Genomic DNA, 15,309 nt, shown 5'->3' on the forward strand with positions numbered 1-15,309 from the left:
GAGCAAAAGTTAAGCAAATGGCCGGTTACAGAAATAACGCCGTGATTAATTACAAGCGTCTTTCAGTGCTTTACCAGCTTTGAAAGCTGGTACTTTTGCTTCTGCGATTTGGATTTCTTCACCAGTTTTTGGGTTACGACCAGTACGTGCAGCACGAGTACGAACGCTGAATGTACCAAAGCCAACTAGAGCGACTTGATCACCAGATTGAAGAGTTCCGCTTACTGCTTCGATGAATGCATCTAGAGCTCGACCCGCTGACGCTTTAGAAATATCTGCATTTTCTGCGATTTGTTCTACTAACTGAGTTTTATTCACTGTAATTTCCCCTTTGTGTCATCTGTGATTATTTTTGTGATGACTTTCGTTCCATTGTTAAGAAAATATGCTCCACCCCTTATTCATCAAGGGCTGGCAGCTATCGAAACTAACTTAGCGCCCAAAAAAAACGCTGACAAGCCTTTTTGGGCTTATCAGCGTAAACTTTTACTTATTTTTGCTACACATCACTATTTTTGAGACTCAAACTCAACGCCCGTCGGGTCTCGCTCTAGTGCGACTTTCAGTACTTCATCAATCCACTGTACAGGGATAACTTCCAGATCAGCGATAACATTATCAGGAATCTCTTCCAAATCACGCTCGTTATCTTTTGGAATTAGCACTGTCTTAATGCCACCACGGTGTGCCGCAAGTAACTTCTCTTTTAGGCCGCCGATAGGTAGAACCTCACCACGCAGTGTGATTTCACCCGTCATCGCTACTTCTGCTTTCACAGGGTTGCCTGTCAGAGAAGAAACCAATGCCGTACACATTGCTGTACCCGCACTTGGGCCATCTTTTGGTGTCGCGCCTTCCGGTACGTGTACGTGAATATCTTTCTTCTCGTAGAAGTCAGTATTGATACCTAGCTTTTCTGCACGAGAGCGAACCACTGTCATTGCTGCTTGGATAGACTCTTGCATCACATCACCAAGAGAACCCGTTTGTGTCAGCTTACCTTTACCTGGCATTGATTGAGTTTCAATCGTTAATAGATCGCCACCCACTTCTGTCCAAGCTAGGCCAGTTACTTGACCAATTCGGTTACTTTCATCCGCTTTACCGTAATCGAAACGTTGAACACCTAAGTACTCTTTTAGGTTGTCCATCGTTACCGTTACTGACTTGATGTCCTTATCCAACAAGATGTTCTTCACTGCTTTACGGCAGATCTTAGAAATCTCACGCTCTAAGTTACGGACACCCGCTTCACGCGTATAGTAACGAATGATGCCAATAATTGCAGAATCTTCAATGACGATCTCATCCGCTTTCAAGCCATTGCGCTTCACTTGTTTATCAACAAGGTGACGTTTTGCAATGTTCAGCTTCTCGTCTTCGGTGTAACCAGATAAACGAATAACTTCCATACGGTCTAATAATGGACCCGGGATGTTCATCGAGTTCGATGTCGCAACAAACATAACGTCAGAGAGATCGTAATCCACTTCTAGGTAGTGATCGTTGAACGAGTTATTCTGTTCAGGATCAAGGACTTCGAGTAGAGCCGATGCCGGATCACCACGCATATCTGAAGACATTTTGTCGATTTCGTCCAATAAGAACAGCGGGTTCTTCACACCAACCTTCGACATCTTCTGGATCAATTTGCCTGGTAATGAGCCGATATAAGTACGACGGTGACCACGAATTTCCGCTTCATCACGCACACCACCCAACGCCATACGAACATACTTACGGCCTGTAGCTGAAGCAATTGAACGACCAAGAGATGTTTTACCGACACCAGGAGGACCAACAAGACAAAGGATAGGACCTTTTAGCTTGTTGATACGGTTTTGAACCGCCAGGTATTCAAGGATACGTTCTTTGACGCGTTCTAGACCGTAGTGATCTTCATTAAGAACCTCTTCTGCTTTCGCTAAGTTTTTCTTAACTTTTGAGCGCTTAGCCCAAGGAACGCTGACCATCCAATCGATGTAGCTACGAACCACTGTTGCTTCAGCAGACATTGGAGACATCATCTTAAGCTTTTGCAGCTCTTGCTCTGTCTTTTCACGTGCCTCTTGAGGCATTTTTGATTCGTCAATCTTCTTCTGTAGCGTTTCGAACTCGTCTGGTGCGTCTTCCATCTCACCAAGTTCTTTCTGAATCGCTTTCATTTGCTCATTCAGATAGTACTCACGCTGAGATTTTTCCATTTGCTTTTTAACGCGACCACGAATTCGTTTTTCAACTTGCAGCAAGTCGATCTCTGATTCCATCTGGCCCATCAGGAATTCCAGACGCTCAGTGACGTCAACAATTTCAAGCACTTGCTGCTTATCCACCAACTTCAACGGCATATGAGCCGCAATGGTATCCGCTAAGCGTGCGGCTTCGTCGATACCATTAAGTGACGTTAGCACTTCTGGTGGAATCTTCTTGTTTAGCTTAATGAACCCTTCAAACTGATTAATCGCGCTGCGAACAATCACTTCTTGCTCACGCTCATCCAATTCTGGCGTAACAACAAATTCAGCTTCCGCTAGGAAGAAGTCACTCTCTTTAAAGTGATTGATTTTTGCTCGCTGCTGGCCTTCGACCAATACTTTTACTGTGCCATCCGGAAGCTTCAAGAGCTGGAGAATGGTGGCTACCGTACCTACGTCAAATAGGTCGTCAACCGTAGGCTCGTCAGTATCCGCTTGCTTTTGTGCCACAAGAAGAACTTGTTTGTTGGTTTCCATCGCCGTTTCTAGACAGCTAATCGATTTCTCACGACCAACAAACAATGGAATAACCATGTGTGGGTAGACCACTACGTCACGTAGAGGTAGTACCGGGATCTCGATACGCTCGGAACGTTCCAAGTTCATATAATTCTCTCTTCCGCTTTCACGTTTAACGTATTACTTAAGGCAGTATATGGGGGCTAATTGTTTGGATTCAATAAGAGAAATAAAAAAAGGAGGTAATTACTTACCTCCTTTTTCATTATGGCTGAATTTACTCTGCTCCAGCTGCCTGATTGTCTGCGTTACTGTAAATAAGCAGTGGCTCTGACTCGCCATTAATGACGGACTCATCAATCACGACTTTACTAACGTCTGTTGCAGATGGTAATTCGTACATGGTTTCAAGTAGCACGCCTTCAAGAATCGAGCGTAAGCCACGAGCACCTGTTTTACGCTCCATTGCTTTTTTCGCGATAGCGCGCAGCGCATCTTCACGGAATTCAAGTTCAGCGTTTTCTAGCTCAAACAATGCTGCATATTGCTTGGTCAGTGCGTTCTTCGGTTCACATAGGATCTGAATCAACGCTTCTTCATCAAGCTCAGTCAGTGTTGTTGTTACAGGTAGACGACCAATGAATTCTGGAATGAGGCCGTACTTCACTAAGTCTTCAGGTTCAACTTGAGTAAATAGCTCACCTACCGTCTTCGATTCATTCTTCGAACGAACTTCAGCACCAAAGCCAATACCTGTACCTGTTGCAACACGCTGCTCAATCACTTTGTCTAAGCCAGCAAAAGCACCACCACAGATGAACAGGATCTTAGATGTGTCCACTTGTAGGAATTCTTGCTGAGGATGCTTACGACCACCTTGAGGTGGAACCGATGCAACCGTACCTTCGATAAGTTTTAGTAGCGCCTGCTGAACACCTTCACCAGATACGTCACGCGTAATAGATGGGTTTTCAGCTTTGCGTGAAATCTTATCAATTTCATCAATGTAAACGATGCCGCGTTCTGCTTTAGCTACATCGTAATCACATTTTTGCAGAAGCTTTTGGATGATGTTTTCAACGTCTTCACCTACGTAACCGGCTTCGGTTAGTGTCGTCGCGTCTGCCATTGTAAATGGCACATCCAAGAATCGAGCTAATGTCTCCGCAAGTAGTGTTTTACCGCTACCTGTAGGACCAATTAGAAGGATGTTACTCTTACCAAGCTCCACACCTTCGCTCGTTGTATCACCATTGCGTAAACGCTTGTAGTGGTTATATACCGCAACTGCGAGCACTTTTTTCGCGTAATCTTGCCCGATCACATAGTCATCAAGGTGTTCACGGATCTGTTTTGGCGTTGGTAACGCTTCAGATTCTTTCTTAGGGAGAACATCCTTGATTTCTTCGCGAATAATATCGTTACATAAGTCGACACACTCGTCGCAAATGTACACTGACGGACCTGCGATTAGCTTGCGAACTTCGTGCTGACTTTTGCCGCAGAAAGAACAGTACAGCAATTTACCGCTGCCACTTTCTTTGCTTTTATCTGTCATTCGCTAACCTCTTAGCCTTTACTCTTCATGAATGAGTGTATATCAATTTTTGCCAAAATGCGCTGGCTAATTACTCGCCACGGTGGCTTAACACTGCATCCACGATACCGTATTCCACAGCCTGCTCTGATGACATGAAGTTATCACGATCAGTATCGCGCTCAATGACTTCAAGAGGTTGGCCTGTATGTTCTGCTAACAACTTGTTTAGCTTCTGTTTAATCGTCAGGATTTCCTGAGCATGGATTTGGATATCAGAAGCTTGACCCTGGAAACCACCCAATGGTTGGTGGATCATTACACGTGAGTTAGGCAGTACATAACGCTTACCTGGCGCACCACCTGCAAGCAGGAAGGCACCCATTGAACATGCTTGACCCATACATACTGTGCTCACATTTGGCTTAATGAACTGCATGGTATCGTAAATAGACATACCTGCTGTTACGCTGCCGCCTGGAGAGTTGATGTATAAGAAAATATCTTTATCTGGATTTTCAGATTCTAGGAAAAGTAGCTGAGCCACGACAAGGTTTGCCATGTGGTCTTCCACTTGACCCGTTAAAAAAATCACGCGCTCTTTAAGCAGACGTGAGTAGATGTCGTAAGAGCGTTCGCCTCGGGAAGTTTGTTCAACCACCATTGGTACTAGCGCGTCCATAATTGGCGACATTGCATTTTTTTCTTGGTAGCTCATATTCTTATGTCCCTAAAATAAATGGCCCGGATGATGACTATCATACGGACCATTGTTAGCAGAATAGTTAACGTTAAGTCAACCTTCTACGCAAGATATTGCTTATTAAGCAGCAGGTTGTTGTTGGTTAAGTAGCTCGTTGAAGCCTACTTCTTTCTCAGAAACCTGTGCTTTAGCGATGATCGCGTCGATTGCTTGCTCTTCTAGAGCTACGTTGCGCATGTTGTTCATCATTTCTTCGTTTTGCTCGTAGTAAGCAATAACTTCTGATGGATCTTCGTATGCAGTAGCCATTTCTTCGATTAGAGCTTTAACTTTCTCGTCGTCCGCTTTTAGCTCTTCAGATTTGATTACTTCACCTAGTAGAAGACCAACAACTACGCGACGTTTAGCTTGTTCTTCGAACAGTTCACGTGGAAGCTGAGCAGCAGCTTCTGGGTTACCACCGAAGCGTTGTGCAGCTTGTTGACGTAGAACTTGGATTTCTTGCTCGATAAGCGCTGATGGTACGTTGATGTCGTTTTGCTCAACTAGACCGTCAATCGCTTGCTCTTTGATGCGGTTCTTAACAGCTTGCTTAAGTTCGCGTTCCATGTTCTTACGAACTTCAGCTTTAAGTGCTTCAACACCACCTTCAACAACACCGAACTTAGCAACGAACTCGTCGTTTAGTTCTGGAAGTTCACGAGCTTCAACTTTGTTCACTTTGATTGCGAACTTAGCTGCTTTACCTTTTAGGTTTTCAGCGTGGTAATCTTCTGGGAAAGTCACGTCGATGTCGAATTCCATACCAGCAGTTTTACCTGCGATACCGTCTTCGAAACCAGGGATCATGCGACCAGCACCCATTTCTAGAGGGAAGTTCTCAGCTTTACCGCCTTCGAACTCTTCACCGTCGATAGAACCAACGAAGTCGATGCTTACGCGTTTGCCATCTTCTGCTGCTTCTTCAACTTCAACCCAAGTTGCTTGTTGCTTACGTAGAGTATCGATCATCTCTTCTACGTCTGCATCTTTAACTTCTGTTAGTGGTTTTTCAACAGTGATGCTCTCTAGGCCTTTAAGCTCAACTTCTGGGTAAACTTCAAAAGTTGCAGTGAAAACTAGGTCTGAACCTTCTTTGTTCTCTACAGGAGCGAAAGTTGGAGCGCCAGCTGGGTTGATTTTCTCTTTAACGATAGCTTCGATGAAGTGGCGTTGCATTACTTCACCAAGAACGTCTTGACGTACTGCTTTGCCGTACATCTTAGCAACCATTTTTAGAGGCACTTTACCCTTACGGAAACCATCGAAACGACGGTTTTTAGCGATGTTGCGTAGTTCAGCTGTTACAGCGTCTTCGATGTTTGCAGCTGGAACAGTAATGTTTAGACGGCGCTCTAGGCCCTCTAGCGTTTCAACAGTAACTTGCATTATATATAAACCTCTAAAGTGGCTCGGTTTTCCGAGCGTATGAGCGAAACTCAGAGGAGCTTACGCTTCATCCTTGTGTAGTGTTCTGTCCGAACACCTAATTTAAAATCGAGTATCGATACTGGTTGTCAGTACCGGACTAATCAGTGATATCTTCGATAAAATAACCAAAGGTATCTCCTATTAGCCTCAGGACAGAATTTTTAGACGCGACATTCTAGCGATCTGTCGCAACCCTGTCGAGCCAATAGCCACTATGTGGACATTGTCTGCGCTAAATTCTCGAATGCTGACCCATTTTTTCTTCAAAAATGCGATTCAGACACCGTCTAAGCATCGCCAGCATATCTAGAATGGGGACAATAGCGACTTTTTCAAGAGAATCGACCGGTTTTTTTATCGAAAAGCCTAAAAAGAGATCTTGCTCTTGTTTTACTCCACAGAGTTGAAAACTAAATCCCTAATCCTTCCTACAAACTATTAACATTTTCTTACGTGACCAAAGGAAGTTGTAAGGAGTGTAAGGATGTCGCAAAAAAAACGGATTCTGCTGACATTTTTTGCTTTCTATTTCCTGTGCGCAATTATCGGTGGCCATTGGGTTTGGCAGACCAGTTATCAATCTCTACTTGATAAACACCAATCACAGCTGGAGCAGTTTTCTGGCCATATAAAAAATAAACTCGATAAGTACGCCCATATCCCAAATCTTCTAGCTAAAGATGATCCTCTTTATCAAGCGCTTCAGCACCCCAACAACAGTGCGCAACTGGAAATCACTAATCGGTATTTAGAATCCGTTAATGGCGTGATTGAAGCAGCGGATACGTACTTAATCGATCAATGGGGTACAACGATCGCAGCCAGCAACTGGCGTAAAGAGCGCTCCTTTATCGGGCGAAATTTTGCATTTCGCCCTTATTTCAAACAAGCCATTGTAGGCAAAAGAAGCCAATACTACGCACTGGGCTCAACATCTGGTAAACGTGGCTACTACTATTCTTATCCCATCGTATACGCTGGCGGTGTACTTGGTGTCGTCGTGGTGAAGATGGACCTAAGTAAGATAGAGGACAACTGGCAGCAACCTAACAGTGTTTTTGTCGCCAGCGACCCATACGGAATTGTTTTCATGAGTAGCCGAAGTGAATGGCTACTCAAAAGCTTACAACCACTGACAAAAAAAGAGAAAAAGCAAGTTTGGGCAAGCCAACAATATCTTGATGCGCCAATTGAAACGCTTGGATTAGTGGGTAGTTTGGACGAGGTGCATTCTGAGCTTAAACAGGGTTACCCATACAATAAAGGAACCTTGGTGGTCTCTTCGCTGCCCCTTCCCGAACTCAAACTGACTATTCGTGTGCTGTCTCCTAAACAGTCGATCGTTTGGTTCACCATGGGTTACATCTTTGTACTCACTCTAGCATTCATGGTTTTGTTTTTAATTGGTCAGCTTATCTATCACCGTCAACAGCGTCACTTGCAACTTGAACGAATTCAACAAGAAGCCAATCAAAAGTTGGAATATCAAGTCATGGCACGGACTGCCGAGTTGCAAGCGGAGATCGCACAGCGTATCGATACCGAGCAAACTTTACGCGTTACTCAAGACGAATTGGTGCAAGCAGCGAAACTCGCGGTGTTAGGACAAATGTCGGCCAGTATCAGCCACGAACTGAATAATCCACTTGCGGCAATTCGTAGCTTTGCGGAGAACGGCAAGCTGTTTCTAAAAAAAGAAAAATATGAGCGAGTGGAAGATAATCTCACTCGCATTTCTGCTCTCACTGACCGTATGGCAAATATCAGTCAGCAACTTCGCTCTTTCGCCAAAAAAACCAGTGGTGACGAGTTGGCTCAATCTCGATTGTTCCCTGTGATTGCCTCTGTAAAAGAACTGATGAAGCCCGCATTTAAATCAGGGCGCGTTACGTTAGAAACAAATTTGCCAGAGCATGATGTTGAAGTGCAGATCAATACTATTCAACTGGAGCAAGTGTTGGTCAATTTACTGACTAATGCGATAGAAGCACTCAAAGAACAACAAGACAAACAGGTAGAATTATCTGTAGAACACGATGAGCACACTGATTTGGTTTGGATTCATGTTGATGATAATGGCCCAGGGCTTGGCTCTTTCTCACTTTCTGATTTATGTGAGCCGTTTCTAACCACTAAACTGAACGGTTTAGGTTTGGGTCTCTCTATCTCGCAACAAATCTTAGCCAGTATGAATGGAAAATTATGTGCCCATAATCGAGAACAAGGCGGCGCTCGATTCTCATTGTGTTTACCTATCACTTCTTACAACACTGAACCATCAAAAGGATAAGATCATGTGTCAGGTGTTTTTTATTGATGATGAGGCCGATCTCAGAATCGCTATAGAACAGACCTTTGAACTGGCGGATATCGACGCCAAGTTTTTTGTGGATGCAGAATCGGCTTTAATAGCGATGCAGCAAGGAGAAGAAGCTGGCGTCGTGGTCACTGATATCTGTTTGCCGGGCATTTCTGGTATGGATATGCTGACAACTTTGACTCAACGCGATGCAAACTTACCCGTCATCATGATCACGGGACACGGTGATATTTCCATGGCTGTGCAAGCCCTTCATCAAGGCGCTTACGACTTCATTGAGAAACCTTTTGCGCCAGAACATTTGGTTGAAACGGTTAAGCGGGCGATTGAGAAGCGCAAACTAACCAATGAAAATGAAAAACTGCGCCTGTCACTTAAAGCCAGTAAAACCCTTGGTCCACGAGTTATTGGTGAAACCTCTAGCATCCAAATATTACGAGAGACCATCACCCAAATCGCCGATACCGACGCCGATATTTTATTGTTTGGTGAGACCGGTACAGGGAAAGAGTTAATCGCTCGCTCTTTACATGAGCAAAGCTCTCGCCGGAACCAAAACTTTGTCGCCGTAAATTGTGGAGCGGTTCCAGAGAACTTAATTGAGAGTGAACTCTACGGCCATGAAAAAGGCGCATTCACTGGCGCCGAAAGCCGTCGTATCGGTAAATTTGAGTTTGCACAAGGCGGCACACTTTTCTTGGATGAGATCGAGTCGATGCCTATCCAAGCCCAAATTCGTTTATTGAGGGTATTACAAGAGCGCGTGATTGAGCGTGTCGGTTCCAATGAATTATTGCCTTTAGATATTCGAGTGATTGCCGCAACAAAGGTCGATTTAAAACACGCAGCTGAAGAAGGTACTTTCCGTCAGGATCTCTATTATCGGCTCAATGTCGTGACCTTGGATCTCCCGCCACTACGCGAACGAAAAGAAGATATTCCCGCCCTCTTTCACCACTTTCTGTTGGTAGCAGCTTCACGTTATGGTAAAAGCTCACCTAGCTTGTCACCCCAAGATCTAGCGCAACTGATGAGCCATGACTGGCCTGGCAATGTTCGAGAACTCAGAAATGCTGCAGAGCGTTTTGTGCTATTGGGTAAGTTAATTCAGTTGGGAGAATCGAACCCAGTCGCTAAGTCTTCCTCAAGCCTTGCAGAGCAAGTAGCGGAGTTTGAGAGAGCAGCCATTGAAGGCGCTTTATTAGAAAACAACGGTAGTATTAAACAGACAATGTGCCAATTGAATGTGCCAAGAAAAACCCTTTACGACAAGATGCAGCGCTACCAAATAAATAAAGACCTTTACAAATAAAACACGTTCAGATAACTGGCATTATATTCAACTTGAATCATAATTTTTAACAACAGGTTTATCATGGTTGTTACAGATATGAACGAAAAAGTGAGAATACCGATTGTTACAGATACCGTGCTCGTAGACGGTTGCTATCAAGAAGAGAGAAGATTCGGTGAAGAGCGTCGTAAAAATAAAAAGAGGTGGCGACACTATGAACGTCGAATTAATTCAGACCCGCGCAAAACTTGCTACAAGTCAATAGACGAAGAGGTGTGAATTCTCACACCTCTTTCTACTTTCTGGCTTCCATTACTTGGTAATGATCTCCGGCCCCATCAAAGTAGTAGGCAACCAAGTCGAAACCCATGGTACATATGTGACGATAATTAGGAATAAGAACATCACTCCAACCCAGGGTAATGCTGCCTTCACTACGTTCATCATCGACATTTTGGCAACACCAGCGGTCACAAATAAGTTAAGACCCACGGGCGGCGTTATCATTCCTATCTCCATATTCACCACCATCATTATGCCCAAGTGAATTGGGTCTATGCCTAATGCAATCGCAATTGGGAACACGAGCGGCGCAACAATGATCAACAAGCCTGATGGCTCCATAAACTGACCACCAATCAACAACAAGACGTTCACCACAATCAAGAAAGTGATGGGTCCGAGACCAGCCGAGAGCATCGACTCGGTGATCATTTGCGGGATGCGTTCTTCCGTTAAAACATGCTTCAAAATTAAGGCATTAGCAATGATGAACAGCAGCATGATGGTGAGTTTGCCCGCTTCATACAGGGTGTGTTTGGTGTCTTTATGAACAAAGGTTTGGAAGATTTTAACGAGCGCAGGTTTAGTGTTTTTCTTGTCTGCAAATGGCCCCATGTCTTTGTATACAAAGTTAGCAATAAAGAATGAGTACACAGCAGCAACCGCAGCGGCTTCTGTCGGCGTAAAGATACCGCCATAGATACCACCAAGAATGATGACGACCAACAACAAGCCCCAGCTTGCATCCTTGGCGGCATCAAAAGTTTCTTTCCAACCGACAAAAGGTTGCTTTGGAAGGTTCTTGATTCTCGCGGCAATGTAAATCGCGATCATCAACATGATTCCCGCCAGCAAACCGGGAATCACACCACCAAGGAACATACGTCCAACTGACACATCCGTTGCGGCTGCATACACCACCATCACAATCGAAGGTGGGATCAAAATCCCTAGCGTACCTGCGTTACAAATTACCCCAGAGGCAAACTCTTTTGAGTAACCGTTTTTGATCATACCTGCGATAACAATACTACCTATGGCAACAACCGTTGCAGGTGAGGAACCTGACAACGCGGCAAACATCATACACGCGACAACCGAAGCCATCGCCAAACCGCCGCGGAACCAGCCTACAATGGCAATGGCGAAACGAATGATCCGCTTTGCTACGCCACCCGTCGACATAAAGCTTGAAGCCAATATAAAGAATGGAATAGCCAATAGCGTGTAGTGGCCCGCGAATGCATTAAACAGCGTTTGAGCAACTGACGCTAAAGAGGCATCCGAATGCATTAAAAGGAAAAGAACACTGGAAAGGCCCAGCGAAATAGCAATTGGCACGCCAACCAGCATAAAGCCAATTACCATCAAAAATAGAAATAAGATATCCATGGCTTATTGCTCCTTGTTTTTAGCGTCTTGCGAGGCCTTTGGAGCCATTACGTCTTCAGCGTCACTCATCTCAGCTTTAAGAGATTCGAGCTCTTCCTCCGCTTCATGTCCTGCAATCAAGCGATCGAGCTTACCAGTAGCGATTTGCCACGTGACTTGAACAAATCTAAACGTTAGTAGCGCCATTCCAAGCGGCAAAGCGAAGTAAGGAATAAAACGTGGCAGCTTTTCATAACGCTCTCCCTCATTTAACCAGTCGGCCATGAACTGGAGTATTTCAGGCATCGGAATATCGTCCGTTTCATACCACGCTCGGTCAGTAGCGAACGGATACCAGTAGTTCCAAGCGCCAATTAACAGCAAAATAGAGAAGGCTAAGCAACACATTGCTGCAAAAAGCGCAAGGGCTTTTCGTTTACCTTCCGGAACGATGTTAATAATGACATCGACACCAATATGAAAGTGTTTTTTCACACCATAAGATGCGCCAACCAACACCATCCATGCGAACATGAAAACGGTGAGCTCAAGCGCCCAAAGAATATTGTCGTTAAAAACATAACGAAAGATGACATTGGCAAAGGTCAGCAAGGTCATGGCACCCAAGAAGAAAGCAATCAAAGTCTCTTCAATGGCATCGGTGATTCGTCCAGCCTTGGCAAAAAAAGTCTGTTCCATAATTACATCACGTCGTCTGTAGAGGGAAAGAGCCCCCTTAGTTTGAGAGGGCTAAATGTGCTAGGTGTTATTATTTTTGGTTAGACGCCAAAGCGGCTTCGATTAGGTCAGAACCAATGTCTTTTTCGAACTTCTTCCATACTGGTTGAAGTGCAGTGACCCACTCTTGGCGCTGTTCTGGCGTTAGAGTACGAACCACACCACCGGCTTCGATGATATTGTTCTTATTCGCAAGGTTTACTTTGGTTGACTCAGCATTACGCTGCGCAGTTACCTCTTGAATAATGGTATTTAACTGCTCGCGCTGATCATCTGGTAGGTTTTCCCAGAAGTCGTTTGACGTCACAACTAAGTAATCCAAAATTCCGTGGTTCGTTTCCGTAATGCCATCTTGAACTTCGAAGAATTTTTTGCCGTAAATGTTTGACCAAGTATTTTCTTGACCATCAATAACCTTAGTTTGCAAGCCGCCGTAAACTTCTTTGAACGACATTTTTTGTGGGTTAGCACCTAGCTGCTCAAACTGAGCAACGAGTACATCAGACGCTTGAACACGGAACTTAAGTCCTTCAGCATCAGTTGGAGAAATGAGCGGCTTGTTGGCTGACATTTGCTTCATGCCGTTATGCCAAAACGCAATGCCTTGTAGGCCACGACGTTTCATTGAATTTTTCAGCTTTTCACCCGCTTCCGAGTTTTGGAAACGGTCAACCGCGTCGACATCATCGAACAAGAAAGGGAGATCGAAAAGGCGGTACTTCTTGGTGAATTTCTCAAACTTAGAAAGAGAAGGAGCAGCGAGTTGAACATCACCGTTCAGTAGCGCTTCCAACACTTTGTCATCATCATAAAGTGTTGAGTTAGGAAACACCTGCATACAGACTTTACCGTTCATCTCTTCGTTGACGCGCTTTTCAAGTAACGAAGCCGCGATGCCTTTAGGGTGTTTGTCCGCATTCGTTACATGGCTAAACTTGATGACCGTTTCACCCGGGTCACAATTTGCGGCAGCATTAAAACTGGTAACGGCAAGTGCAGAGACAGATAGTAGAGTTAGAGGCTTAAACATTATTATTCTCCTTGTTGAATCACATCCCATCCCGTCCATGAGTAACTAGGTGTTAGGCGATGGGTACGGATGTTCAACAAAGAGCAATTAATGGACCATGTTAAAATTTATATGTATTTCAATAAATTAACATAGCCCATTAACATGAATCAGAAGTGTAACGAGTGAATTCCACCCAAGAAAAAGATACAAATGGGTGGGAAATGACCCATTTATGAAGAACAGCTTATCTCCATTTTCTTCCCCCATTCCGGCGGCAATTTCGCGTAATCATCAAACTCGGGTTGCTCATCAAATGGGCGTTTTAACAGTTCGGCCAATCGGTGTAATTCGCTAAAGTCCCCTTCTTCCGCTTTATCAATCGCCAACTGAGCCAAGTAGTTACGCAAGATGTATTTGGGATTGGCTTGACGCATCTGTTTGCAACGCTGTTCGGTTGAAATCAGGCCCCCTAGTTCATCAACCTCTAGCTCACACCGAGCTAAGTACAGATCAAGCCAAGCTCGCGCAGCTTCTCGGTCGAGAAATAAATCGATTACGGCTTGGGAAGGCGCATTATCAAGGTTTGAAAGTGTTCTGAAGAAGCGAGTGTAGTCCGTTTTGTTCTGGTGAAGAAGCTCAAACATAGCTTCAAACAAACGCCCGTCTTCCGCTATCTTGGTTTTTAAGCCCAACTTCTCACGCATGAGGCGGCTGAACTGCTGGCTTAAATGAACTTCAAATTGACTCAACGACGATTCTAAATCTTCTCGTTCAACGAGTGGCGATAGCGCATGCGCCAGTGCTGACAGGTTCCAAAGCGCAATTCTAGGCTGTTGATCAAATGCGTAACGACCCTGGTAGTCTGAATGATTACAAATGTATCCCGGCTCATAATCATCAAGAAAGCCAAACGGACCATAATCAAAAGTTTGCCCAAGAATTGACATGTTATCGGTATTCATCACACCATGCGCAAAACCAAAAGCTTGCCAATATGCGATCATCTCGGCTGTTTTAGTCACGATGGCGTCAAACATCGCGGCATATGGTTTCTCCGCCGATGCACAATCAGCAAAGTGCCACTCAATCACCTTATCCGCCAACAGCTTCTGCTCTGCTAACTGGTTGGTGTAAAAGAAATGCTCAAAGTGACCGAATCGAACATGGGTTTCAGCCATTCGAAGTAACAAAGCGCCCGATTCCGTTTTTTCTCGATAAACAGGTGTATCACTGACCATCATACCGAGAGCACGTGTCGTGGGAACCCCAAGGCCTGCCATGGCTTCACTGCACAGGTACTCACGGATAGTCGAGCGTAATACCGCTCGCCCATCCCCCATTCGCGAGTAAGGCGTTAGCCCTGCACCTTTGAGGTGAAGATCAAACCAAGTACCATCCTGATGCTCAATTTCTGCCAACAGTAATCCACGTCCATCGCCCAAATCTGGGTTGTAAACGCCAAACTGATGGCCTGCATATTTCATCGCAAGAGGACGAAATTGTTCGAATTCACTTAGCCCAGAAAAAACCGCCAATAACTCATCGTTTTGCTCTTCTGGTAAACCAAACTGCTGTGCAAACTCACCATTCCAAGCGACCCAGCGAGTGTTGTCCAAGGGTTGTGGCTCGACCAACGTATAGAACGCTGACGGTAATTGACTAAAGCGATGGGTGAAATTGACCCGTTGCCAAATGGACATGTAGGGTTCCTTAATAAAAAGAAGTACTGTTGTGAGTATACGTGTGAATGTCCCTGTCATTCAGCCATGAAATGGGCATGGGTATTTTGCGTGAATAACGCGAAGGCGGCAGGAAGGTATCAACCTGCCGCAGACCGTCTCCTAAACAGAGGTAGCATGTAAAAACGA

12 protein-coding genes and 1 pseudogene are annotated in these 15,309 nt (G+C 44.8%); 3 read left to right on the forward strand and 10 right to left on the reverse strand.

The window, feature by feature from the left end:
* Positions 1-45 precede the first annotated feature (45 nt).
* The 6 genes and pseudogenes from R8N49_RS12435 to R8N49_RS12460 form a co-directional block, all read right to left on the reverse strand.
* A complete protein-coding gene (locus tag R8N49_RS12435; RefSeq protein WP_005382341.1) occupies positions 46-318 on the reverse strand; it encodes an HU family DNA-binding protein in 273 nt (90 codons plus the stop codon).
* A 191-nt stretch (positions 319-509) separates the two neighbouring features.
* Positions 510-2,861 carry an endopeptidase La gene (gene lon / locus R8N49_RS12440; RefSeq protein ID WP_005382343.1) on the reverse strand — a complete coding sequence of 784 codons (2,352 nt, stop codon included), beginning with the start codon at positions 2,859-2,861 and terminating at the stop codon, positions 510-512.
* Between the two features lie 130 nt (positions 2,862-2,991).
* Complete coding sequence (gene clpX, locus R8N49_RS12445) at positions 2,992-4,272, reverse strand: ATP-dependent protease ATP-binding subunit ClpX (protein ID WP_005382345.1); 1,281 nt, start codon at positions 4,270-4,272, stop codon at positions 2,992-2,994.
* A 70-nt stretch (positions 4,273-4,342) separates the two neighbouring features.
* On the reverse strand, positions 4,343-4,969 hold the full coding sequence (gene clpP, locus R8N49_RS12450) for an ATP-dependent Clp endopeptidase proteolytic subunit ClpP (protein ID WP_005382347.1): 627 nt from the start codon (positions 4,967-4,969) through the stop codon (positions 4,343-4,345).
* 105 nt (positions 4,970-5,074) lie between these two features.
* Positions 5,075-6,382 (reverse strand): trigger factor, encoded by a 1,308-nt coding sequence (tig, locus tag R8N49_RS12455; RefSeq protein WP_005382251.1) that lies wholly within the window; start codon positions 6,380-6,382, stop codon positions 5,075-5,077.
* 274 nt (positions 6,383-6,656) lie between these two features.
* Positions 6,657-6,869 (reverse strand): annotated as a pseudogene (locus R8N49_RS12460) (hypothetical protein).
* A gap of 39 nt (positions 6,870-6,908) precedes the next feature.
* Between R8N49_RS12460 and R8N49_RS12465 the strand changes: the two are divergent.
* The 3 genes from R8N49_RS12465 (at position 6,909) to R8N49_RS12475 (ending at position 10,317) form a co-directional block, all read left to right on the forward strand.
* Positions 6,909-8,714, forward strand: coding sequence for a sensor histidine kinase (locus R8N49_RS12465; RefSeq protein WP_171346065.1), 1,806 nt, complete (start codon positions 6,909-6,911; stop codon positions 8,712-8,714).
* A 4-nt stretch (positions 8,715-8,718) separates the two neighbouring features.
* A complete protein-coding gene (locus R8N49_RS12470; RefSeq protein ID WP_005382254.1) occupies positions 8,719-10,056 on the forward strand; it encodes a sigma-54-dependent transcriptional regulator in 1,338 nt (445 codons plus the stop codon).
* A gap of 78 nt (positions 10,057-10,134) precedes the next feature.
* A complete protein-coding gene (locus tag R8N49_RS12475; RefSeq protein WP_021034161.1) occupies positions 10,135-10,317 on the forward strand; it encodes a hypothetical protein in 183 nt (60 codons plus the stop codon).
* 33 nt (positions 10,318-10,350) lie between these two features.
* Here the strand turns inward: R8N49_RS12475 and R8N49_RS12480 are convergent, their stop codons facing one another.
* The 4 genes from R8N49_RS12480 to R8N49_RS12495 form a co-directional block, all read right to left on the reverse strand.
* A complete protein-coding gene (locus R8N49_RS12480; protein ID WP_171346064.1) occupies positions 10,351-11,712 on the reverse strand; it encodes a TRAP transporter large permease in 1,362 nt (453 codons plus the stop codon).
* A gap of 3 nt (positions 11,713-11,715) precedes the next feature.
* A complete protein-coding gene (locus R8N49_RS12485; RefSeq protein WP_005384308.1) occupies positions 11,716-12,390 on the reverse strand; it encodes a TRAP transporter small permease in 675 nt (224 codons plus the stop codon).
* Positions 12,391-12,460: 70 nt separating this feature from the next.
* The gene (locus R8N49_RS12490) at positions 12,461-13,459 is read right to left on the reverse strand and encodes a TRAP transporter substrate-binding protein (RefSeq protein WP_130546585.1); all 999 of its coding nucleotides are present in this window, start codon (positions 13,457-13,459) and stop codon (positions 12,461-12,463) included.
* A gap of 212 nt (positions 13,460-13,671) precedes the next feature.
* A complete protein-coding gene (locus R8N49_RS12495; protein ID WP_053303268.1) occupies positions 13,672-15,141 on the reverse strand; it encodes a protein adenylyltransferase SelO in 1,470 nt (489 codons plus the stop codon).
* Positions 15,142-15,309: the final 168 nt, after the last annotated feature.

This window comes from Vibrio sp. 1978 (genome assembly GCF_033344345.1).

Bases quoted from the DNA above. Each gene is read 5' to 3' on its own strand.
- lon (WP_005382343.1), bottom strand. From the start codon at position 2,861: ATGAACTTGGAACGTTCCGAGCGTATCGAGATCCCGGTACTACCTCTA.
- clpX (WP_005382345.1), bottom strand. From the start codon at position 4,272: ATGACAGATAAAAGCAAAGAAAGTGGCAGCGGTAAATTGCTGTACTGT.
- clpP (WP_005382347.1), bottom strand. From the start codon at position 4,969: ATGAGCTACCAAGAAAAAAATGCAATGTCGCCAATTATGGACGCGCTA.
- tig (WP_005382251.1), bottom strand. From the start codon at position 6,382: ATGCAAGTTACTGTTGAAACGCTAGAGGGCCTAGAGCGCCGTCTAAAC.
- R8N49_RS12465 (WP_171346065.1), top strand. From the start codon at position 6,909: ATGTCGCAAAAAAAACGGATTCTGCTGACATTTTTTGCTTTCTATTTC.
- R8N49_RS12470 (WP_005382254.1), top strand. From the start codon at position 8,719: ATGTGTCAGGTGTTTTTTATTGATGATGAGGCCGATCTCAGAATCGCT.
- R8N49_RS12475 (WP_021034161.1), top strand. From the start codon at position 10,135: ATGAACGAAAAAGTGAGAATACCGATTGTTACAGATACCGTGCTCGTA.
- R8N49_RS12480 (WP_171346064.1), bottom strand. From the start codon at position 11,712: ATGGATATCTTATTTCTATTTTTGATGGTAATTGGCTTTATGCTGGTT.
- R8N49_RS12485 (WP_005384308.1), bottom strand. From the start codon at position 12,390: ATGGAACAGACTTTTTTTGCCAAGGCTGGACGAATCACCGATGCCATT.
- R8N49_RS12490 (WP_130546585.1), bottom strand. From the start codon at position 13,459: ATGTTTAAGCCTCTAACTCTACTATCTGTCTCTGCACTTGCCGTTACC.
- R8N49_RS12495 (WP_053303268.1), bottom strand. From the start codon at position 15,141: ATGTCCATTTGGCAACGGGTCAATTTCACCCATCGCTTTAGTCAATTA.